Here is a 20,574-nt window from a genome sequence, read left to right as displayed (position 1 = left end):
ACTGATCTGCGGCCGGGCGGTCGTTGTTGGCCGTTGTTGGTCGTCATCAGTCGACCTCAGAGGGCCCACAGTGGGCCCAGCCGGGGGCCTGTCATGACCTCTAGCCAGGTGACCGGACTCCTGCGGAATCCGGGGTTCACGCCGGGGAGGAATCGCCTCCCCACACCGCATGTCGGCGCGGTGGCCGCCTCGGCGACCGGCAGCAGAGCGTCCAGGCTGGTCACCGCCGGTCTCCTGTTGATGGCAGCCATCGGGAAGCCGCTGTCACCGCTTATGCTCCCGGGCGCGAACTCGTGGCGCAACCACACGCGTTGGAATAGCCTTGACCAAGTGAGTGACAACTTCACCGGGATCGAGCTGGCGGACGCCATCCAGGCCGTACGCGATGAACTGCTCACCGCTGCGGCGCGCGGGACTGGTCGTGACCTGCGTTTTGAGGTGGGAGACATCAACCTTGAGTTCACGGTCGAACTGCGCCGCGACGCGCGCTTGAAATCCGGCGTGCGGGCGTGGGTGATCTCGGCCGATGCCGACGCCGGCCTGTCCACGGCCCGCGCCCACAGGGTCAGCTTCACTCTCCGGCCCAAGAACACGCAAACGAGCGGCGGTTGGGAGGTCGGCAACGACGCCCCCGCCGATACCTCGGCCTTCGGCCGTACCGAGTAGGCGGTCGACGCCCATGTCCGGCCCCCGCAAGGAGCGCATCGCTGCCGTCCTGGGTCCCTCTCGCCAGGGCAGCGGATACCTCCTCGGTCCACGGCTGGTCCTCACCGCCGCCCATGTCGTCGTCGGCCAGGACGGTATTCATGCCATCGTGCCCGGCGGCCGTGGAGAGATCACCTGTCGGCTCGTCTGGGAGGGTACTCACGAGGACTGCGACGTGGCATTGCTGCTGGCCGCCGATGACCTGGTCGGGCCCGAAGCCGCAGTCGACTGGGCGCCGGTCCGCTGGGGTCAGACCAGCGACCTGCGCCCGCGTCCCAACTGCCAGACGATCGGCTTCCCGGCTGTCCAGCGCGCTGGGTCAGGGCAGCTCGACAGCGAACAGCTGATCGGAACGCTCAAGCCGGGGTCGAGCATGGTGCGGGGCGGCTATGTGGTCGACCTCGACCACACTCCGCCGGCACCGCCTCAGGACGGCACCTCACCGTGGGCGGGGATGTCCGGGGCAGCTCTCTTCGACGGAGAGCTGCTGGTGGGCGTGGTGACCACCGACCCCGGCGGTTGGCAGCACAGTCGTCTCATGGCGGTCCCGGCAACCGCGATTCACATCGTCGCGGGGTTCTACGACGCGTACCTGGAACACCTCGGGGAGCTGCCCATCTTGGAAGACGCGGGACGGAAACGCGCCCCGCGCACCGGCTTCGAATCCGAGTACGGTTCGTATGTTGAGCAGAACTATGGCGAACTCCGTATCTTCGGGCTCGACTTCAGCAGGAGTGCCCGTGCGCAATGGCCACTCGACACCGCCTACCTGAGCCTGGAGCTGTCCCACCAGAGCAGTCAGGACCGTGCCGACTTCCTGGAAGCCGCCCCCAGACATGAGGCCTCCAGCGGCCGTCAGCGCGTCGAGGCCGCCCTGTCCGGAAAGCGCCGGATACTGCTCCGTGGTCTGGCCGGATCCGGGAAGACCACCCTGATCCAGTGGCTGGCCATCACCGCGGCCCGGGACGACTTCAGTTACCGCCTCGGCCATCTCGACGACAGTGTGCCGTTCGTCCTGCCGCTCCGCACCCTGATCAGACGCGGCGAACTGCCCCGTCCCGGGGACTTCCTGGCTGCCACCGGGACACCACTTACCCCGCCGCCCGACTGGGCGGAGCAGGTGATGCGCGACGGCCGTGCGCTGCTCCTCATCGACGGCGTGGACGAGATCCCCGAACGCGACCGCGAACGAACGCAGCAATGGCTCACCGGGCTGCTCGCCGCCTATCCGGACTGCAACTGCGTCATCACCACCCGCCCCACCGCTGTGAGCGAGGGCTGGCTGGCGCGCCGGGACTTCACCGAGCTGAATCTGCTGCCTATGAACCAGCAGGATGTCGAGGCATTTGTGGGACGCTGGCACCGGGCGGCATTCGAGGGTGCCGAGGCCGAACCGGAACGGGACCGGTACGCTGAGCGCCTGCTGGACACCCTGCGGCGCAAGCGAGATCTGGCCCGTCTCGCCACCAACCCGCTGATGTGCGCGATGATCTGCGCGTTGCACCGCGACCGCCGCACCTATCTGCCGGAAAGCAGAATGGAGTTGTACAGTGCGGCGCTCACTATGTTGCTCGTCCGCCGCGACAAGGAACGAGATGTGGGCGCCCCGGAGGGCTTCGACATCCCGGAGGATGCACAGCGCCAACTCCTCCAGGAGTTCGCCTGGTGGTTGATCCGCAACGGCCAGACCGAGGCGGAGCAGGACAAGGTGGTCAGGCTGATCGAGCGGCTGCTGCCCGCCATGCCTGGTGTGGCCCCGCCCGAACGGGCCCGGGATGTGCTGCGCCACCTCCTGCGCCGTAGCGGCCTGCTGCGTGAACCCACTCCGCAGACCATCGACTTTGTCCACCGCACTTTCCAGGACTACCTCGGAGCGAAGGCGGCGGTCGAGGCCCAGGACCTTCCGCAGATCGTGGAACACGCCGCCGACCCCCAGTGGGAGGACGTGGTCCGGATGGCCGTGGGCCACGGCCGCCCCGAGGAACGGGCCACCCTGATCGGCGGCCTGCTCGAGCGCGGAGACGCCGCGCAGGACGACGAGATCTGTACTCGGCTGCACCTTCTTGCCGCCGCCAGTCTGGAACACGCCACAATGCTCGCGCCGCCGGTGCGGCGCAAGGTGGAGGAGCGGGCGACCAAGCTGGTCCCTCCACGGGATTCCGAGATGGTCGACAGGCTGGCCAGTGCGGGCCCGTTCGTGCTGGATCTCCTTCCGGGGCCGGACCAACTCGACGACGGGGAAGCTGCCGCCACCGCCGAGACAGCCGCGCGGATCGGTGGCGAGCATGCCTTCCAGATACTGCGGCGATTCCGGGACCATCCGGACGCCCGCGTACGGAAAAGGGTGGTCGACGCCTGGAGTGCGTTCGACGACCAGCGGTTCGCTGATGAGATTCTGTCCGTGATGGAATTGGCCGATGCACAGCTCACGGTGGGTACGGAAGCCCAACTCTCCGCACTCGACAGGGTGGGGCGAGTAAGGGCCCTGGAGATGAACGGCTCCTTCTCGGAGGAGCTCATGGTGGCCGGGTTGCTCGCGACGGAACCCACCGAATTGCGATTGGTGAGCAATGACTCCTTCCGAAATCTCGGTTTTCTGAATGCTTGCGCGCCACGCCTGCGCTCACTGGGACTCGTTGACTGCGGCAGCCTCAAGGACTACTCGGGCATCTCCGACTCGAACGTCGAACATCTGCAGCTGGAAATGATGCCGGTAGGGCCCGACATGAGCCCACTTGCCGGACTGGAGGGCCTGGTATCGCTCTCCATCAACAGCCGTCGGCCTTGGGGGAGCCTGGCGAGCCTGCCCTTGCCTTCAGGGCTGCGGAGCCTTGCCCTGGGCCCGTCGACTCTGCGGGCGCCATCACTTGACGGCATACGACGCTGGCGGCGTCTCACGAAGCTTCAGCTGTCTGCCGGTGCCGATTCTCCCTTCGCGGTGGAGGAGTTGAAAAAACTGGTGGTGCTGCCCGAGCTCAACGAGCTTGACATTGCCCTCGCTGACATATCCCACCTTGCGGAACTTCGCCTTCCAGCACTGCCGCAAATCCAGAGACTGCACCTGAGGGCGGAAGTTCAAAAGCGCATGGATTTTGGTGAACTCCTGGCTCTGTTTCCCGGTCTCGGGACACTGAGTATCCAGATGGACCAGCGCTCCTTCGCGACTCTGGACGTGGATGTGTCGGCTCTGCGGTCCGTTCCCGCCTCCTCCGTCACGATCAACCTGTCTGGGAAGCTACGCCTGACCGGCGAAAAGGTCCTGCCGAAGGGGAGCAAAGTGATTATCTGCGAAGGAGGGAGTCCGCGGCGCCTACCCCCCACGGCGAAGTCCTTCTTCGGCTTTCGACGGTTCCGCTGACCGTGGCCCGGGAGGACTCGTCACAGTGAGCCGACCGCAATCGGCTGCTTCAGCCGACGGGTGGTCGGCTGGTCCATCGCCGACCCAAAATCAGTCGACCCGACGCAGTGCCTGAGTTTCGTCTGTGAAACCGTGCTCGGCAGGGCGCGCTGCGCGAGCCAGCTCGACGCCGCCATGGTCGAGCGCTTTCGGCCCATGGTCGATGTAAGCGCCAGCTGCGGCCTGCGGCGAGGCGAGATCCTGGGTGTCGCTGTCGACGCGATCGACTTCGAGTCGGACACGCTGCACGTCGTCCAGCAGCTCAAGCTGAGCCGGAGCAAACCCGTGTTCGCCCCGCCGAAGGGTGGCAAGCTCCGGGACGTTCCGCTCCCCGGGCCGGTCGCCGAGGCCCTCCAGGCGCATATGAAGGAGTTCCCGCCGGTAGAGATCACGTTGCCGTGGAAGGTCGCGGACGGTCCCCTGGCAACCAAGCGGCTGATCTTCGCCGGACCGCGCGGGGGCCATCTCTGGCGGACGTCGCTCAACGAGGAAGCCTGGAAGCGGGCGCTGGCCGGCGCCGGGGTGATCCCGTTCCCCACACGTGGAGAGCCGTATGCCGAGTCCCGCAAGAACGGCATGCACGCGCTCCGGCACTTCTATGCCTCGGTGCCCCTGGACGCCGGAGACAACATCAAGGCCCTCGCCGAGTACCTCGGCCACTCGGACCCCGGTCTTACGCTTCGCGTCTACGCGCACCTGATGCCGTCCAGCCAGGAGCGGACCCGCAAAGCCGTGGCTGCTGTCTTCGACCCGATCAAAACGATGCGACATGACGGCTGAGGGCTCGTACGCTCCGGACCGGAGAGGGGCGGGGAGAGCCTTGGCAGACGAGTACTTCTTGCTGGTGTGCGACGACGTGCCTCATGACGTGGTGCTCACCGACCCTGGTCTCCGCGTGATGGACGTTGTCCAGGTCGTGCGTCGGCTGAAGGGGTTGAGCCTCTGGCACTGCAAGGTTCTGGTGATGCAGGTTCCCGCCGTGATTCTTGCCGGCGTCCCCAAGGAAGACGCGGCGGCAGCCGTCTCGGCCCTCCGCGATGCGGGAGCCCAGGCAGAGACGAGAGAACAGCCGGAGCCGGACTTCCTGAAGCACTGAGCACGGCCCGATCAACCGGCTGACGGTCCAGAGACGGCCCCAGCACAGCAGCAAGCCCCCTACCGGCGGAGAACCCGCAGGTAGGGGGCTTGCTCAGTCCGTCTTACTTCTTCTTGCCCTGGTTCTTGACCGCCTCGATCGCCGCCGCGGCCGCCTCCGGGTCGAGGTACCTGCCGCCGGGAGTGGTCGGCTTGAAGTCGGCGTCGAGCTCGTAGTAAAGCGGGATGCCCGTCGGGATGTTCAGGCCCGCGATGTCGGCGTCCGAGATGCCGTCCAGGTGCTTGACGAGGGCGCGCAGGCTGTTGCCGTGGGCCGCGACCAGGACCGTGCGGCCGGTCAGCAGGTCGGGGACGATGCCGTCGTACCAGTACGGGAGCATGCGGAAGACGACGTCCTTCAGGCACTCCGTCCTCGGGCGCAGCTCCGGCGGGATCGACGCGTAGCGCGGGTCGTCCGACTGGGAGAACTCCGCCCCGTCCTCGAGCGGCGGCGGCGGCACGTCGTAGGAGCGGCGCCACAGCATGAACTGCTCCTCGCCGAACTCCTCCAGCGTCTGCGCCTTGTCCTTGCCCTGCAAGGCGCCGTAGTGGCGCTCGTTCAGGCGCCAGCTGCGGTGGACCGGAATCCAGTGGCGGTCCGCCGCCTCCAGCGCGAGCTGCGCGGTGCGGATCGCGCGCTTCTGGACGGAGGTGTGGACCACGTCGGGCAGCAGGCCGGCGTCCTTCAGCAGCTCACCGCCGCGGACCGCCTCCTTCTCGCCCTTCTCGTTCAGGTTGACGTCCACCCAGCCGGTGAACAGGTTCTTCGCGTTCCACTCGCTCTCGCCGTGGCGGAGGAGGATCAGCTTGTACGGTGCGTCGGCCATGGCCCCGAGCGTAATCGACGCCTCCGATCGCTTGCGCACCTGCTCGCCAGGCGGACGGCCGCCCCCTCGGGCGTCCGCCAGTTGACGGCATCTGTTAATCGAGTGGCCGCCCCGGCCCGCACGCCCGTAAGTTGTGCTCACTGCTCGAGCCGCTTACATCCGTGGGGGACCTCTCATGTCGCTCGCCGCCCTCAGACGTGCCGCCCGCGAGACGGTCTCCGGACTGCCCCGCGAGTTCTGGTGGCTGTGGACCAGCACGCTCGTCAACCGGCTGGGCGCCTTCGTCGCCACCTTCATGGCGCTGTACCTCACCCTGGACCGCGGCTACTCCGCGTCGTACGCCGGTCTCGTCGCCTCCCTGCACGGACTGGGAGGAGTGATCTCCTCCGTCGGCGCGGGTGTGATGACGGACCGGCTCGGCCGGCGGCCGACCCTCCTCGTCGCCCAGTCGTCCACGGCCGCCTCCGTCGCCCTGCTCGGCTTCATGCACGACCCGGTGGCGATCGCCGCCGTGGCCTTCCTGGTCGGTATGGCGAGCAACGCCTCCCGCCCCGCCGTGCAGGCGATGATGGCGGACATCGTCCGGCCCGAGGACCGGGTCCGCGCCTTCTCCCTCAACTACTGGGCGATCAACCTGGGCTTCGCGGTCTCCTCCATGACCGCCGGGTTCATCGCCGAGTTCAGCTACCTCGCCGGGTTCCTGATCGAGGCGGGGATGACGCTGATCTGCGCGGTCGTGGTGTTCGCCAAGCTCCCCGAGTCACGGCCCGTGGCCACCGCCAAGGAGGCGGCCAGGGAGGACGTGGGGCTCGGGACCGTCCTGCGCGACGGGCGCTTCATGAGCGTGGTCGGACTGTCCTTCCTCGTCGCGGTCGTCTTCCAGCAGGGGTCGGTGGGCCTGCCGGTGGCGATGGGCCGGGCCGGTTTCACGCCCGCGGACTACGGCATGGCCATCGCGGTCAACGGCGCGCTGATCGTCGCGCTGCAGATCCCGGTCACCCGTTTCATCGAGCACCGCGATCCGCGCCGGCTGCTGGTGGTCTCGTCCGTGCTGGCGGGGTACGGCTTCGGGCTCACCGCCTTCGCGGGCTCGGTCGGCGTCTTCATGCTGACGGTCTGCGTGTGGACGCTGGCGGAGATCGTCAACGCCCCCACCCAGACCGGCCTCGTGGTGCGCCTCTCCCCCGTGCACGGGCGTGGGCGCTACCAGGGCATGTACACCCTGTCCTGGGCGGTGGCGGCCCTGGTCGCCCCGCTGATGTCCGGTGTCGTCATCGACCGGTTCGGTGCGGAGTGGCTGTGGGGGCTGTGCGCGGTGGTGGGCACCGGCGCCGCGGCCGGGTACGCGGCGTTGATGCGCCGCCTCCCTGCGGAGGAGACGACGACGGAGGCGAGGGTGGGGACGCCCGAGGCGGAGGCCAGCGCGGCCTGAAGGGGGCGCCCCGGTCCCGGCGCACCCGCTCAGCGCAGACGCCCCTCCCACGCCTCGCTCGTCAGGAAGTGGTTGTCGTAGAGCTCCTGCACCTCCAGGAGCGTCTCCGGCGGCACCTTCCCGAGGCCGACGCGCTCCAGGTGGCGGAAGTACTCGAACCGTTCGACGCCCGGAGTGATGACGATCAGGAGGTCGGCGTCCTGTCCGGGCGCGGCGGCGAAGGCGTGCGCCGCGCCCGGCGGTACGGCGACCAGGTCGCCCTGCTCCGCCGTGACGACCCGGTCGCCGGAGAGCAGCTGCGCCGTGCCGTCGAGGATGTAGAACATCTCGGCCGAGCGGGCGTGGTAGTGGGGCCGCGCCCCGTCCGCGCCTCCAGTCAGGGTGACGCGTTGCGTGGACAGTGCCCCGCCGGTCGCGCTGCTGTCGGCCAGCAGCCGTACGGTCGTGGGGGCCCGGCCGACGACTTCCGCGTCGGCGGAGCGGACGATCACGGACGAGTCGAAGTGCGGTACGAACAGCGACATCTGAGAACTCCTCGGTAGACGCGTCGGCGGGATCAGACGAGGAAGAGCAGCGCGGCGGAGGCGAGTACCACCACCGCCGTGGCGAAGTGGATGCCGAAGGCGGCGGCCCGCGTGCCGCCGTGACGCAGGACGATCAGCGTGTCGCCGAGCGGAACCAGGGCGGCGGCCACCATGAACCAGGCCTCGGCGTGCGCTCCGGCGAAGGCGAGCAAGGCGAGGCCCAGTATGCCGGTGGCGGCGTCACGCAGGCCCTTGATCTCCAGGTACGCGGCGTCGCCGCCCGGCTTGGCGGGCACGCCGTAGCCGGTGGCGGCGGCCCGGGGTTGCAACAGGAAGCGCGCACCGATCACGAGAACGAACAGGTCGAGCAGAAGGGCAAGGCCGTAGGCAGCCGTGGTGAGCATGTCGGTCTCCTTGCTAGCGCTGCTAGATGTTGAAGCGACGCTAGCATAGCGACGACAGGAGAGCTAGCAATGCTAGAATCTCAAGCATGTCGATCCAGACGCGCCGCGAGCGCGAACGAGCGGAACGCGAGCGGCTCATCGTCACGGCCGCCAGGGAACTCGCGGAGGCCGAGGGCTGGGACGCGGTGACCACGCGCCGCCTCGCCGCCGAGATCGAATACAGCCAGCCGGTCCTCTACAGCCACTTCAAGGGCAAGGACGCGATCATGGCCGCTGTCGCCGTACAGGGCTTCGAGGACATGGCCGGCGAACTGCGCACGGCGCGCACCTCCGCGTCCTCACCGCGCGAGGCTCTCGCCGCGGTCGGCCGCGCGTACGCCGACTTCTGCGAACGGCGGCCGGCGCTGTACGACGTGATGTTCACGCACGCCGTGGACCTGCCGTTCGCGACGGCCGAGGCGCCCGCGCCGCTGCGCGCCGCCTTCGGCGAACTGCGCCTGGCCGTGGCGCCGCTCGCCGTGGGCGAGGAGCCGGGTGTCGTCACCGAGACCCTGTGGGCGGGCCTGCACGGGCTGCTCACACTGATGCGCAGCGGCCGGCTGCCCCGTGAGCAGCACGACCGCCGACTCGCCTTGCTGATCGACCGCTTCTGTCCGGCGGAGGAGTGACGGGCTACAGCTCCCGCTGCGCCTCGTGGAGGTTCCGCGGCCGCACGACGTCCGTCGTGCCGTACAGCTCGAGGCGGGAGTGCAGATCGCCCGTGAAATCGGGGACGTCGATCTGGTCGAACTCCGTGACCTCGTTCAGAGCGACGGTGGCGGAGTACGGCGCCAGGCCGTCGATCTTCATCAGTCCCGCGCGGCCGTTCGTCACTCGGACGTTCCAGTGGGTGAAGCGGGCGCCGAAGAGGGGTCCGGCGGACGCGTCCCCACCGTGGCGGCCGTTGTTGTTCACCGTGATGTCCGTCCGGACGTTCGCGAAGGGCAGTCCGCGGTGCGAGTCGAAGGTGCCCATCTGCATCTCGCCGCGCGACCAGACATTGTACGAGGACAGGCCCTCCACGTTGATGCCGTGGAGCTGGGTGTTCGGCGGGGCCGGGACCGTGCGCTGCTCGATGGTGAAGTCCTCGATCAGGTTGTCGTGCGAGCCTTCCCGGCAGAAGTACGGGTGGTGCGAGCCCCGGCCGGCCACGCGGGTGCGGCGCAGCGTGCAGGAGGAGGCGGCGACCAGGCCGAAGCCGTTGTCGACGTGACGCACCACGACGTCGTCCGCCCAGCAGTCGTACGTGCACTGGAACGCGACCCCGTTGTAGCCCTTGTCCAGCAGGTGCGGGGACTGCGGGGTCTCGACCGCCTGGAGGGTCAGGCCCTCCACACCGGCGCCGGTCAGCGCCGGTACGTGCGTCGTCAGACGCGGGTCCCACTCCGGGCGCACGTCCAGCGGAAGGGGCCGCTCGAACGTGACCTTCCGGCCCGCCACGCGCGCGATGCGCACGGGCCACTCATAGGGGACGTACGACGTCAGCTTCGTCTTGTCGTCCCAGTAGTACGCCTCGGGGCCCGGGCCGCCCCCGGACATGTGCTCCAGGAGGGTGTGCCCGGCGTCGTCCGCGAGGCGCAGCAGGACGAGTTGCCCCCGCCTCAGGTGCCGGGCGTCGGCGACCGTCACCGTCCAGGAGCCCTGCCGGGCCGGGGACACCGTGGTCAGCGTCTCCCACTCGTCGCGCTTGTTGCCCGTCCAGCCCTCGAACGGCCACGCCTTCGCCTGGATGGCCGCGACCAGGGAGTCCCAACGGGCCTTCGGCGCGAGCCAGATGAGGCCGCCCGCCCAGGACCAGGAGGACTTGTCGCCGCCGTACCGGGAGCCGTAGACACCGATCAGCTCGGTGAGGTTCTTGGTCGCGTACAGCGTCGTACGGTCGCTGCCCGCGCCCTTGAGGACGACGTTGTCGTATCCGATGCGGATCAGGTCGTCGATGCGGTACGTGCCGGGCGGGATGAGTACCGTGCCACCGCCGGCCCCCCCGGCGTCGGCGATAGCACGGTTGATCGCGGGGGCGCAGTCGGTGGTGCCGTCCGGCACCGCTCCGTACGCGGTCACGTCGGCCACCACGGGGCGGCGGGGGAAGGGGAAGTGGGCGGCACCGCCGCGACAGCCGGCCCGGCCGATGTACGGGATCTGCGGATGGGTGAAGGGGGTGCGGACGAACTCGTGCCACAGGAGGGGAACTTCACCCGTCCCGCGGCTGGGTGCGGCGGCCGTCGCCGGTGTTCCGGTCACGGCGACGGCCGCCACGGCGATGGCGCTGCCGAGCAGGCCCCGTCTGCTGATGTCCACGTGCCCCATGCCCATGTCCGAACCGCCTTCCCAGGATGTCGAGGACTCCGACCACTCCGAGACGTGCATTTCCATGGATATGAACGCCGTTCATAATGGCGTCGGACGTGAGCATGCCACGGAGCCCCTGGGCAGGGAAAGGGTCGTGCGCTGATCGATGTGTATGGTCCGGAGGGTCAGTTCTGGGGACGTTCGGTCAAGTGGCTGAACGCTGCCAGGTTGCGGGTCGACTCGCCGCGCGACACCCGCCAGGCGTACTCCTTGCGGATCGCGGACGCGAAACCGAGCTCCAGCAAGGTGTTGAAACTGCCGTCCGCCGCTTCGAGCACCGAGCCGAGCAGCCGGTCCACCTCGTCCACGGTGACCGCGTCCAGCGGGAGCCTGCCGGTCAGGTAGATGTCGCCGAGCGGGTCGACGGCGTAACTCACCCCGTACAGCTTGAGGTTGCGCTCCAGCAGCCAGCGGTGCACCGCGGGCTCGTTCTCGTCGGGGTGCCGGATCACGAAGGCGTTGAGGGAGAGGGAGTGCCTGCCGACGATCAGCGACACGGTCGTCGACAGCTTGCGCGTCCCGGGGAGCTTCACGACGTACGAGCCCGCTTGCGGACTTTCCCACTCCAGTTCGGCGTCCTCGAGCACCCCTTCGATGACCTGGGCCGCCTTCTGTTCATCGGACATGCGGGCAGCGTACGTGACGGGGTCAGCCGTGGTGCTCGCGCAACCGGCGCCGGTGTGCCTGCATGGCTTCCGTGTAGACACCGGCCGTCGCCGAGGCCGCCATGTCCCAGCCGAACGACTTGGCGTGCCGGGCCGCGGCCTCGCCCATGCTGGTGCACAGGCCGGGGTCGTCCGCGAAATCGCGCAGCACGCGCGCGTAGGCGGCGGGATCGTGCCCCCGGACGAGGAAGCCGGTCCGTCCGTCCTGGACGGCGACGGGCAACCCGCCGACCGCGGCGGCGATCACCGGCGTACCCGTCGCCTGCGCCTCGATGGCGACGAGCCCGAAGGACTCGCTGTACGACGGCATGACCAGAACGGACGCGGCACGGAACCAGTCGGCGAGGCGGGCCTGTTCGACGGGCGGCCGGAAGCACACGACATCGGCTATGCCCAGCCGGGCGGCGAGCTTCTGCAGCCCCTCCGGCTTGGCGAGGCCGCTGCCGCTCGGACCGCCCACGACGGGCACGACGATGCGGGAGCGCAGTTCGGGGCGCTCGTCGAGCAGCACGGCGACGGAGCGCAGCAGCACGTCGGGCGCCTTGAGGGGCTGTATGCGTCCCGCGAAGAGGGGGATCAGCGCGTCCTGCGGCAGCCCGAGCCGGGCCCGGGCGGCGGCGCGGCCGTCGGCCGGGCAGAACCGCTCCAGGTTCACCCCCGGATGCACCACGGCCACCTTGCCGGGATCAGCCGCGTAGTGCCGTACGAGTTCGTCGGCCTCTTCGGCGGTGTTGGCGATGAGCCGGTCGGCGGCGGACACGATCTGGGTCTCGCCGATGACACGAGCGGAGGGCTCAGGGGTGTCGCCCTCGGCGAGCGAGGCGTTCTTGACCTTGGCCATGGTGTGCATGGCGTGCACCAGGGGGGCGCCCCAGCGCTGGGCGGCGAGCCAGCCGACATGGCCGGAGAGCCAGTAGTGGGAGTGCACGAGGTCGTAGTAACCGGGGCGGTGACCGGCCCAGGCCTGCATCACGCCGTGCGTGAAGGCACAGAGCTGCGCGGGGAGATTCTCCTTGGCGAGCCCCTCGTACGGTCCGGCGTCGACGTGCCGGACGAGGACGCCCGGAGCGAGCTCGACGACCGGCGGGAGGGCGGCCGTGGTGGCCCGGGTGAAGATCTCGACCTCGATGTTGATCTCCGCCAGGCGTTGGGCCAGTTCCACGATGTAGACGTTCATGCCGCCGGCGTCGCCCGTGCCCGGCTGGTGGAGCGGTGAGGTGTGCACCGAGAGCATGGCCACGCGGCGGGGCCTGCGGTGCGGCAGCCGCAGCCGCGAGGGAGCCGCCGGGGAGCGACGCCCGAGCCTGCTGATGTACTGGCTCACGTGGCGTTTCCTCCTTGTTGCGGGCATGCCTTCAGGAGAGCGTGGAACACCCTCCAAGGTGCGAACGCCGGACGACGACACTCCATTTCCCGCACGGACGGATTTGCCGAATCATTACCGTCCGTCGCTCAACCGTTCGAGGGATGGCGGCGTGCAGGGTCGGGGCGGCGTGGCACCGTGGTACGCCGGACACACCGGAGCTGCTCGCTGCCGACGAGGACCCCGGCCATCGCGGCCCGCCCGGTCCAGGAGTTGTCCACAGGCCGCTCCAGGAGTTGTCCACAGGACGGCCTGCTCCCCGTCCCGGCCGCTTACCCTCGTACGCATGTCGACCCGCGCCGTGTCCCGCCCCGTGGGTACGGTGACGCGCGGGACCACCAATCCGAACCGGTTGCGCCGGATGGACCGTTGGATCACCGCGGTCCACGGTGCGGAACTCCGCCGTGCGGCGGACCCCGTGGCCGTCGACCTCGGATACGGCGCCGCCCCGTGGACCGCGGTCGAGCTGCTGGTGCGCCTGCGTGCCGCGGCGCCACGGACCCGCGTGGTGGGCGTCGAGATCGAGCCCGTCCGGGTCGCGGCCGCTCAGCCGTACGCCCGCGAGGGCCTGGTCTTCCGGCACGGCGGCTTCGAGCTGCCCGTACCCGGCCGGCCGTCCCTGATCCGCGCCGCGAACGTCCTGCGGCAGTACGAAGAGCGCGAGGTCGCCGCCGTCTGGGAGCGGCTGTGCGCCAGGCTCGCCCCCGCCGACCCCGCGGCCGGCTTCCGCGGCGGACTGCTCGTCGAAGGCACGTGCGACGAGATCGGACGCCGCCATGTGTGGATCGCGCTCGGCCCCGAGGGCCCGCGCACAGTCACCTTCGCCACCCGGCTCGGCTCCCTGGACCGCCCGTCCGACCTGGCCGAGCGGCTCCCGAAGGCGCTCATCCACCGCAACGTCCCGGGCGAGCCCGTGCATGCCTTTCTGCGCGATTTCGACCACGCCTGGGCCGCCGCCGCGCCCTATGCCTCGTACGGCGCGCGCCAGCGCTGGATACGCACCGTCCGCCGGCTGACGGCGGACTGGCCGGTCGCCGACGGCCCGGCGCGCTGGCGCCAGGGAGAAGTCACCGTGGCATGGGGGGCGTTGGCGCCCCGCGACTGAACCCACCTGACCTGCGGGGAACGATCTTCCTGAGTCCTTCGTCACATTCGCGGAAAGATCGTCGTACGAAGACGGCCTGCGGGGGAGGGAGATCGTCGTACGAGGTGCGGCAGGCGAGGGAGTTTTTTGCGCCCCTAAGTCCTGCCTCTGTCACTTTGCGCGCCGTCGTGACACGATCCCCCAGGTGTCTGGGAGTTACTGACAGTTAATCAGCTTTGGGGGCGAAGTATGGGATCCGGGAAGCGGACCCTCACCGCGTCGGCCATCGCCCTGGTCTGCGCAGTCACCGTGCTGGGCGCGCCGGCACAGGCGTATGCGAGCCCGGGCAGGCCGACCCCGACGCCCACGCCGTCCGACCGGTCGGCGACGGCGCCCGACAAGGACCTCGAAGCCGTGCGCGCGAAGCTGGACACGCTGTACCACGACGCCGCGGTCGCCACCGACGCCTACAACGCGGCCGAGGAGAAGAGCGAGACGCAGTCGGCGCAGATCGTCCGGCTGGCCCAGGAGATCGTCAAGGGCCAGGAGAAGCTGGCCGAGTTGAAGGACCGCGCCGGCGCCGCGGCCCGCGCCCAGTACCGCGGCGGGGGCCTGCCCCCCGAGATGCGGCTCTGGCTGAGCAACGACCCTCAGGCGTTCCTCGACGACGTGGGCACCGTCCGCCAGGGCGAGCGCGCGACCCAGGGCCTGCTCGCCGAGATGACACGCACACAGCACGACTTGGAGCAGTACGTACGCGACGCCTCCGACCGCTGGAAGGAACTCGACGCCCACCGCGAGGCCAAGGCGGAGGCCAAGAAGAAGATCGAGAAGCAGATCGCCGCAGCGGAGAAGCTCGAGTCGCAACTCCAGAAGCAGGAACAGGAGCGGCTGCGCAAGCTCGAGGACGAGGCCGCGTACAGGGCCCAGACCGCCTGGCTCGACTCCGGGATACTGAAGGAGATCAAGGCCAAGGCGTCCCAAGAGGGCAGGAAGGCCGTGCAGTTCGCCACCCGCCAGATCGGCAAACCGTACGTATGGGGCGCGGAGGGCCCCAAGTCGTACGACTGCTCGGGCCTGACCTCCCAGGCCTGGAACGCGGCCGGCACGCAGATCCCACGCACCTCTCAGGAGCAGTGGAAACAACTCAGGCACATCGGCGTCAAGGACATGCGCCCGGGCGACCTCATCATCTACTTCCACGACGCCAGCCATGTCGCGATGTACATCGGACACGGAGCGATCGTCCACGCCCCTCGGCCGGGCCGGACGGTGACGATCGCGGGCGCGGGATCGATGCCCATCCTGGGGGTCGTACGGCCGGACGCGTGATGTGGCCCACGTGACGTGGCGCACATTGCCTCGGTCCCAAACCTCAACCGCACGTGACTTTCGTCATCCCCGACGGGGTCCGCCGTGTCCAACTGCGGTACCTGATGCGGCATATGACTCCGGCCGATTGCCCTGCGCCACTCCGCCGGGCATTCCGTTGCGCCCTCAGCTACCGCTATGGTCCCCGTCGGTGGGTCGAGGTCCCTCGCCCCGCCATGCCCTCGGGGGGAGGGAAGGAACCCACGACGATGCCCGTACCCGTACCGCGGCAGAGGGCCATCCCGGCCGCGGAGAGTGGTCAGGCTCACGCCGAGTCCCTGCCCGGGGCCCCGGCCGCACCGGGGCCGGCCGCCCGCAGCAAGACCCCGGCCGAGACGCTCACCCTGCTGGTGATCGAGGACGACCCGGCCGGTTCGCCGATCGTGCCCGAGATGCTCGACACGGCGGGCCGTCCCATCCGGCTGCGCACCGCCCGCAACCTCACCGAGGCCGGGCGGCTGCTCACCGACGACGTCCACTGCATCCTGCTGGACCTCGCGCTGCCCGCCCCCGGCCGGGCCGCGGCGGAGGACGACGAGCTGGCCGTGTTGCGGCACGTGCTGCAGCTCGCGCCCCGGCATGCCGTCCTCGCCCTCACCGCGTCCTGTGACGCCGAGCGCGGCGCCGAGGCCGTGCGCGTCGGCGCCCAGGACTACCTGTTCCGCGACGAGCTGGACGGACGGCTGCTGAGCCGCGCGATCCGGTACGCGGTCGAGCGCAAGCGCTCCGAGACGGCCGAGCGACGGCTGACGGAGTCCAGACTGCGGGCCCAGGAGAACTCCCGTCTGGAGCGCGGTCTGCTGCCCAACCCGTTGCTCGACGGCTCTTCGCTGCGCTTCGCGGCCCGCTACCGCCCCGGCCGCTCCCGTGCGCTGCTCGGCGGTGACTTCTACGACACCGTCCGTACGCCGGACGGCACGGTGCACGCGATGATCGGTGACGTCTGCGGCCACGGCCCCGACGAGGCGGCGCTCGGCGTGGAGCTGCGCATAGCCTGGCGCGCCCTGACGCTGGCGGGCCTGTGCGGTGACGAGCTGCTGTCCACCCTCCAGCAGGTGCTGGAGCACGAGCGCGGCAACGACGAGATCTTCGCGACGCTGTGCACGGTGGACATCGCGCCGGACAGCCGCCGCGCCGGACTGTGCCTGGCCGGCCACCCGTCCCCGCTGATCGCCCGCCCCGACCGGCCGGCCGAGCTGCTGCCGTACGACAACAACGGCCCGGCACTGGGTCTGCTGCGGCACGCCCGCTGGCCGCGCCTGCAAGTCGAGCTCGGACCCGTCTGGAGTCTGATGCTCTACACGGACGGGCTGATCGAGGGGCGTGTCGGTGAGGGCCGGGAGCGGCTCGGCCAGGAAGGAATGTTGGAACTGGTGCGGCGCCGGCTGGCCGACGGCCTGACCGGCGAGGAGCTGCTGCGCACGACGGTCAACGAGGTCCGCGATCTCAACGGTGGTGAGCTGGCGGACGACGTCGCGGTCGTCCTGCTCGACCGCGGACGGTGACGCACGGCGACCGGCATGACGACGGCGGGCCGTGGCCCGCCGTCGTCATGCCGGGACCGCGGCCGGGCCGCGGTCCGTCGCCTACCGTCCGCCGTTGTACGGGCCGTACGGCCCGTCGCTGCTGCTCCCGCGCCGGCGCCGGCCCCAGCCGCCGCCCGAGATCTGCTTGAGGGCGGGCCGGACGTCCACGAAGAAGACGATGCTCGCGACCAGGCCCGCGAGCTGCAGGAAGAGCATCGGTACCAGCAGGTTCACCGCCACCGCGATACCCAGGATGATCAGCCAGAAGCCCTTGTTCTGCTTGTCGGCCGCCCGGTATGCGTCATCCCGGTACAGCGCGGCCATCACCAGTGCCACTACGGCCAGCACCAGCATGGCGAGGTAGAGCAGCGAGAGAAAGCCGCCGAAAGCCGTCAACAGCACAATGCCCACCACCCGGGTCGAGTCCTTTGTACGGCCACCGTACCCGTCTCCGGCAGCCGTGTATCAGTGAGAACGGACCGGGCACTCCCGGAGTGCCCGGTCCGTCCGATGTCACTCGGTCCGCCGCGCCTACTTCGCCGGCGGCGTGGTCTTCTTCGCCGTGGCCTTCTTCGTGGCCGGGGCCTTCTTCGCCACCGGCTTCTTGGCCGAGGCGGCGGGCTCGGCCGCGACCTCGGCCGGCTTCGGCTCGTCCTTGACCACGACGGGCTCCGGGGCGCCTTCGACGGCGACGGCCAGCTCCTCGATCTCCTCGGCGGCCTCGCCGCGCCAGGTCTTCACGGTCTGCTCGCCGTGCTCGGCGACCTTCTCATAGGTCTCGCGGGCCTTGACCGCGTACTCGGCGGCGACACCGACACCCCGCAGGGCGAGGTCCTGGGCGGTTTCACCCAGCTTCTTCAGGTCGGCGTCGAGGTTGCTGCCGAACTTCTTGATGTCGGAGTCCAGGCCGTTGATGAACTCGTTGAACTTGACCTGGATGGTCTCCTGCGTCTCCTTGACGCGGGCGCCGGCCTCCTTGGCGCGGGCCGCGGCCTTCTCCTGGACCGCCTTGGGGTCGGTGTTGCGCACGGCCTCGATTCGGGCCGGGGCCTCGGAGCGCAGCTGCTCCACCAGGCCGGGCACCTTCTTGGCCTGCTGCAGAGCCAGGTCGGCGGTGCCGGCGGCGAAGTAGAGCGGGGTCGGGTCGCTGAAGGTCTTGCGCAGGTCGTCGGTGATGGCCATGGGAACGGTCCTCCCGGATCGGCTTTCGTTTGAGGGTTTTGGGTGGTCCGCGGGGCGCTTTCCAGTCGTCCCGTGCGTTTCGCCGGTCGTCACGGTCCTGAGGTCACCCCTCGCTCTTCCGCGGACCGGCATCGCCGTCGTCGGCCGTGCGGGGGCCGGGGGCTGCGGTGTCGTGGGCGTCGTCCGTGTCCGTGCGGGCGATCTCGAATCCGTTCTCCTTGCGGAAGGACTCGTAGATCTGGAGCAGCACCTGCTTCTGCCGCTCGGTGAGTGTGGGATCGGCGAGGATAACGGCGCGCGTCTCCACCTCGTCCCGGTCCCGCTCCGCGTCGAGGATGCCGGCCCGCACGTACAGCGTCTCGGCGGAGATCCGCAGCGCCTTCGCGACCTGCTGCAGCACCTCCGCGCTCGGCTTGCGCAGCCCGCGCTCGATCTGGCTCAGATACGGATTGGACACCCCGGCGGCGTCGGCGAGCTGCCTGAGCGACAGCTGCGCATTGCGCCGCTGCTCGCGCAGATACTCACCGAGATTGCCGACGTTGAGCGATGCCATGCCTCCACCTTGCCGCATACCTGCTAACAATTGCAAGCAGCTGCTTGCAAAAGTGCGCCGCGCCGCGTGAGGGTGTGGCACCACCGTTGTCCTGCAGGACTGATCAACATGGTGGTGGTGGTCACCACCGCCACCGCGAGGCCGTCAGCGAAACCCCCGACGCCCGCCAACCCCAAGCTCCTCGTTCGAACTCTGAGCCGGGCGGATACTCAACGGACCTTTGCACACATTCCTGACAGCACCTTCATGCAGTGCCGGCATGCTCCCGATGCCGCCGGAACTCGATCCTGTCAGGTCCGTCGGTTTCCAGCTTCCCCGACACCGACCAACCGCACGCCTCATAGAACGCGACGGCCGTGACGTTGCTGGCAAAGGTTTCCAGGCGAATTTCCTGGTACTCGGCGAAGAGCAACTGCTCAGCCTGCGACAGGAGCAGTCTCCCCAGACCCTGACGTTGACGGTCCACGTCGATCATCAGCAAGTCGATGGTGGACCCCTCTGTGATCAGCAGCCCCACGAGGACCCCGCCCGCCTCCAGGCAGTGGAGGTGCCCTTTGCGAAAGTGCGACTCGATGTGATCATCAGAGGCCCCGCTGGCTGTTGATGAACCAGTCGACGCCCTCGTCTCCCAGGAATGAACGGTAACGCGCGTCAATGGTGCGCCGCGCGAACTCCTGAAGGACCACAACGTCCTCCTCGAGAGCAGGACGGAGGACCGGGACCGGTCGAGGCAGCGGCATTTCAGAGAGCTCCAGACAGGACAAGACTAACCACGTCAGTCTGCCAGCCGCCGAGCTCGCCTTGCTCGGGCACCGCTCGGTCGCGGTCGACCTTCCGGGGCACGGATTCGAGGCGACCTTCCCCGCGACCTACCAGGCTCCCCAGATTCTCGACGCTCTCGCCGCAGAACCGGGGAGCATCAAGGGAGTCACGCTCGCCGACAACGCCGCCCGCGTGATCGAAGTCCTCGAACGGGCCAAGAGGAACGGGCCCGCCATCCTCGTCGCCCACAGCAGGGGCGGCATCACGACCACCGTCGTCGCCAAGCCCGGCCCGAGCTGATCGACCGGATCGTTTACGTCTCCGCCTGGTGCCCCGTCGATCTGGACGTGAACGACTACTACGCCCAGCCGGAGATGGCGGATGTCGACTCGGGAGCCTTCGCTGCCACGCTCATCGGGAACCCGGCCGAACTCGGTCTGCTCCGGACCAACTTCCGCACTGCCGACCCGGCGGCGCTCGCCGCGTTCAAGCGAGCGTTCGCCGCCGACCTCACCGATGACGAGTTCCGGACCTTCCTGAACACCTTCCAGCCCGATGAGAACCTTGACGCCGGTACGTCCGCCGACCGGGCACAGGCCACGACCTGGGGCCGGATTCCCAAGACCTATGTGCGCCTGGCCGCCGATGCCAGCGTTCCGCTCGCCGTGCAGGACCGCATGATTCGCGAAGCCGACGCGCTCACACCTGACAACCCCTTCGACGTCCGGACACTCGAGGGGAGTCACCTGCGTTGGCTCGTCCACCCGAAGCCCGCCGCCGAGCTGCTCGCAAATCTCGTAGCGCGCTGACACTCCACCAGGCGCTTGGCGGTGCCGCAGTAGGTGCGCCGGGCCGAATCGCATGAGCAGGCTCAGGCCTGCGCACCGGCTCCGAGCTCCCCGAAGCCGATGAGTTGCCCGTCCGGGTCTGAGCGGCCCGCCGCAGGGCTTCGTCCATGGCGAACCAGCGCAGGCCCGGCAGGCGGCGGAGAACGCGGACGGGGCGGCGTACGCCGAGACGGTGTCGGAGTACGCCGCCCTGAAGTGGGACGAGCCGCCGGCCCCTACTTCGGGTCGCGATGGAACAGCGACTTGGACCAGACATAGCCGAGCACGGCCAGCCCCAGGCACCAGACGATGGTGATCCACCCGTTGTTGCCGATCTCGGTGCCGAGCAGCAGGCCGCGCAGGGTCTCGATGGCGGGCGTGAACGGCTGGTACTCGGCGATCGGCTGGAACCAGCCCGGCATCGCGTCGA

The 20,574-nt window shown here is 69.3% G+C and carries 19 protein-coding genes and 3 pseudogenes; 10 read left to right on the top strand and 12 right to left on the bottom strand.

Going from position 1 to position 20,574, the window contains the following annotated elements; genetic code table 11:
* Positions 1–56: 56 nt before the first annotated feature.
* The gene (locus VXC91_RS17465; protein ID WP_329508183.1) at positions 57–224 is read right to left on the bottom strand and encodes a hypothetical protein; all 168 of its coding nucleotides are present in this window, start codon (positions 222–224) and stop codon (positions 57–59) included.
* 106 nt (positions 225–330) lie between these two features.
* On the opposite strand from VXC91_RS17465, the gene VXC91_RS17460 reads away from it, so the two are divergent.
* The 4 genes and pseudogenes from VXC91_RS17460 (at position 331) to VXC91_RS17445 (ending at position 5,198) form a co-directional block, all read left to right on the top strand.
* Complete coding sequence (locus VXC91_RS17460; protein ID WP_329508182.1) at positions 331–666, top strand: trypco2 family protein; 336 nt, start codon at positions 331–333, stop codon at positions 664–666.
* Between the two features lie 13 nt (positions 667–679).
* Positions 680–4,063, top strand: coding sequence for an NACHT domain-containing protein (locus VXC91_RS17455; protein ID WP_329508181.1), 3,384 nt, complete (start codon positions 680–682; stop codon positions 4,061–4,063).
* A gap of 168 nt (positions 4,064–4,231) precedes the next feature.
* A pseudogene (locus tag VXC91_RS17450) lies at positions 4,232–4,882 on the top strand (tyrosine-type recombinase/integrase); the annotation flags it as partial.
* A 40-nt stretch (positions 4,883–4,922) separates the two neighbouring features.
* Positions 4,923–5,198, top strand: coding sequence for a ribosomal protein L7/L12 (locus VXC91_RS17445; protein ID WP_329508203.1), 276 nt, complete (start codon positions 4,923–4,925; stop codon positions 5,196–5,198).
* Positions 5,199–5,301: 103 nt separating this feature from the next.
* On the opposite strand, the gene VXC91_RS17440 is transcribed toward VXC91_RS17445, so the two are convergent.
* On the bottom strand, positions 5,302–6,063 hold the full coding sequence (locus VXC91_RS17440; RefSeq protein ID WP_329508180.1) for a phosphoglyceromutase: 762 nt from the start codon (positions 6,061–6,063) through the stop codon (positions 5,302–5,304).
* A 175-nt stretch (positions 6,064–6,238) separates the two neighbouring features.
* Between VXC91_RS17440 and VXC91_RS17435 the strand changes: the two genes are divergently transcribed.
* Positions 6,239–7,495: an MDR family MFS transporter gene (locus tag VXC91_RS17435; protein WP_329508179.1), complete on the top strand. Its 1,257-nt coding sequence runs from the start codon at positions 6,239–6,241 to the stop codon at positions 7,493–7,495.
* A 29-nt stretch (positions 7,496–7,524) separates the two neighbouring features.
* Here VXC91_RS17435 and VXC91_RS17430 read toward each other — a convergent pair whose 3' ends face one another.
* Both VXC91_RS17430 and VXC91_RS17425 read right to left on the bottom strand, forming a co-directional pair.
* On the bottom strand, positions 7,525–8,019 hold the full coding sequence (locus tag VXC91_RS17430) for a cupin domain-containing protein (protein WP_329508178.1): 495 nt from the start codon (positions 8,017–8,019) through the stop codon (positions 7,525–7,527).
* Positions 8,020–8,051: 32 nt separating this feature from the next.
* Complete coding sequence (locus tag VXC91_RS17425) at positions 8,052–8,423, bottom strand: DUF4267 domain-containing protein (RefSeq protein WP_329508177.1); 372 nt, start codon at positions 8,421–8,423, stop codon at positions 8,052–8,054.
* Positions 8,424–8,509: 86 nt separating this feature from the next.
* On the opposite strand from VXC91_RS17425, the gene VXC91_RS17420 reads away from it, so the two are divergent.
* Positions 8,510–9,091, top strand: coding sequence for a TetR/AcrR family transcriptional regulator (locus VXC91_RS17420; protein ID WP_329508176.1), 582 nt, complete (start codon positions 8,510–8,512; stop codon positions 9,089–9,091).
* A gap of 4 nt (positions 9,092–9,095) precedes the next feature.
* On the opposite strand, the gene VXC91_RS17415 is transcribed toward VXC91_RS17420, so the two are convergent.
* From VXC91_RS17415 to mshA, 3 genes are all read right to left on the bottom strand, one after another.
* Positions 9,096–10,775 (bottom strand): glycosyl hydrolase family 28-related protein, encoded by a 1,680-nt coding sequence (locus VXC91_RS17415; RefSeq protein WP_329508175.1) that lies wholly within the window; start codon positions 10,773–10,775, stop codon positions 9,096–9,098.
* A gap of 161 nt (positions 10,776–10,936) precedes the next feature.
* Positions 10,937–11,437 (bottom strand): type III secretion system chaperone family protein, encoded by a 501-nt coding sequence (locus VXC91_RS17410; protein ID WP_329508174.1) that lies wholly within the window; start codon positions 11,435–11,437, stop codon positions 10,937–10,939.
* A gap of 22 nt (positions 11,438–11,459) precedes the next feature.
* Positions 11,460–12,800 carry a D-inositol-3-phosphate glycosyltransferase gene (gene mshA / locus VXC91_RS17405; RefSeq protein ID WP_329508173.1) on the bottom strand — a complete coding sequence of 447 codons (1,341 nt, stop codon included), beginning with the start codon at positions 12,798–12,800 and terminating at the stop codon, positions 11,460–11,462.
* Between the two features lie 325 nt (positions 12,801–13,125).
* Here mshA and VXC91_RS17400 point away from each other — a divergent pair, with 325 nt between their 5' ends.
* The 3 genes from VXC91_RS17400 (at position 13,126) to VXC91_RS17390 (ending at position 16,799) form a co-directional block, all read left to right on the top strand.
* Positions 13,126–13,944 (top strand): class I SAM-dependent methyltransferase, encoded by an 819-nt coding sequence (locus VXC91_RS17400; protein ID WP_329508172.1) that lies wholly within the window; start codon positions 13,126–13,128, stop codon positions 13,942–13,944.
* 228 nt (positions 13,945–14,172) lie between these two features.
* Positions 14,173–15,255 carry a C40 family peptidase gene (locus VXC91_RS17395; RefSeq protein WP_329508171.1) on the top strand — a complete coding sequence of 361 codons (1,083 nt, stop codon included), beginning with the start codon at positions 14,173–14,175 and terminating at the stop codon, positions 15,253–15,255.
* Between the two features lie 248 nt (positions 15,256–15,503).
* A complete protein-coding gene (locus VXC91_RS17390; RefSeq protein WP_329508170.1) occupies positions 15,504–16,799 on the top strand; it encodes a PP2C family protein-serine/threonine phosphatase in 1,296 nt (431 codons plus the stop codon).
* 81 nt (positions 16,800–16,880) lie between these two features.
* Here VXC91_RS17390 and VXC91_RS17385 read toward each other — a convergent pair whose 3' ends face one another.
* The 4 genes from VXC91_RS17385 to VXC91_RS17370 all read right to left on the bottom strand — a co-directional run bounded on the left by VXC91_RS17385 (position 16,881) and on the right by VXC91_RS17370 (position 19,210).
* Positions 16,881–17,222: a DUF2516 family protein gene (locus VXC91_RS17385; RefSeq protein WP_329508202.1), complete on the bottom strand. Its 342-nt coding sequence runs from the start codon at positions 17,220–17,222 to the stop codon at positions 16,881–16,883.
* 129 nt (positions 17,223–17,351) lie between these two features.
* Positions 17,352–18,002: a hypothetical protein gene (locus VXC91_RS17380; RefSeq protein ID WP_329508169.1), complete on the bottom strand. Its 651-nt coding sequence runs from the start codon at positions 18,000–18,002 to the stop codon at positions 17,352–17,354.
* Between the two features lie 103 nt (positions 18,003–18,105).
* Positions 18,106–18,555: a helix-turn-helix domain-containing protein gene (locus VXC91_RS17375; RefSeq protein ID WP_329508168.1), complete on the bottom strand. Its 450-nt coding sequence runs from the start codon at positions 18,553–18,555 to the stop codon at positions 18,106–18,108.
* A gap of 244 nt (positions 18,556–18,799) precedes the next feature.
* Positions 18,800–19,210 (bottom strand): GNAT family N-acetyltransferase, encoded by a 411-nt coding sequence (locus VXC91_RS17370; protein WP_329508201.1) that lies wholly within the window; start codon positions 19,208–19,210, stop codon positions 18,800–18,802.
* 134 nt (positions 19,211–19,344) lie between these two features.
* Between VXC91_RS17370 and VXC91_RS17365 the strand changes: the two are divergent.
* A pseudogene (locus VXC91_RS17365) lies at positions 19,345–20,126 on the top strand (alpha/beta fold hydrolase); the annotation flags it as partial.
* A gap of 254 nt (positions 20,127–20,380) precedes the next feature.
* On the opposite strand, the pseudogene VXC91_RS17360 reads toward VXC91_RS17365, so the two are convergent.
* Positions 20,381–20,574 (bottom strand): annotated as a pseudogene (locus VXC91_RS17360) (ABC transporter permease); the annotation flags it as partial.

The organism is Streptomyces chiangmaiensis (genome assembly GCF_036281785.1).
Taxonomy (GTDB): Bacteria; Actinomycetota; Actinomycetes; order Streptomycetales; family Streptomycetaceae; genus Streptomyces; species Streptomyces chiangmaiensis.
This window is presented reverse-complemented; position numbering and strand designations above follow the sequence as displayed.

Bases quoted from the DNA above. Each gene is read 5' to 3' on its own strand.
- VXC91_RS17425 (WP_329508177.1), bottom strand. From the start codon at position 8,423: ATGCTCACCACGGCTGCCTACGGCCTTGCCCTTCTGCTCGACCTGTTC.
- VXC91_RS17440 (WP_329508180.1), bottom strand. From the start codon at position 6,063: ATGGCCGACGCACCGTACAAGCTGATCCTCCTCCGCCACGGCGAGAGC.
- VXC91_RS17455 (WP_329508181.1), top strand. From the start codon at position 680: ATGTCCGGCCCCCGCAAGGAGCGCATCGCTGCCGTCCTGGGTCCCTCT.
- VXC91_RS17415 (WP_329508175.1), bottom strand. From the start codon at position 10,775: ATGGGCATGGGGCACGTGGACATCAGCAGACGGGGCCTGCTCGGCAGC.
- VXC91_RS17390 (WP_329508170.1), top strand. From the start codon at position 15,504: ATGCCCGTACCCGTACCGCGGCAGAGGGCCATCCCGGCCGCGGAGAGT.
- VXC91_RS17435 (WP_329508179.1), top strand. From the start codon at position 6,239: ATGTCGCTCGCCGCCCTCAGACGTGCCGCCCGCGAGACGGTCTCCGGA.
- VXC91_RS17420 (WP_329508176.1), top strand. From the start codon at position 8,510: ATGTCGATCCAGACGCGCCGCGAGCGCGAACGAGCGGAACGCGAGCGG.
- VXC91_RS17395 (WP_329508171.1), top strand. From the start codon at position 14,173: ATGGGATCCGGGAAGCGGACCCTCACCGCGTCGGCCATCGCCCTGGTC.
- VXC91_RS17380 (WP_329508169.1), bottom strand. From the start codon at position 18,002: ATGGCCATCACCGACGACCTGCGCAAGACCTTCAGCGACCCGACCCCG.
- VXC91_RS17375 (WP_329508168.1), bottom strand. From the start codon at position 18,555: ATGGCATCGCTCAACGTCGGCAATCTCGGTGAGTATCTGCGCGAGCAG.
- VXC91_RS17430 (WP_329508178.1), bottom strand. From the start codon at position 8,019: ATGTCGCTGTTCGTACCGCACTTCGACTCGTCCGTGATCGTCCGCTCC.
- VXC91_RS17400 (WP_329508172.1), top strand. From the start codon at position 13,126: ATGTCGACCCGCGCCGTGTCCCGCCCCGTGGGTACGGTGACGCGCGGG.
- VXC91_RS17410 (WP_329508174.1), bottom strand. From the start codon at position 11,437: ATGTCCGATGAACAGAAGGCGGCCCAGGTCATCGAAGGGGTGCTCGAG.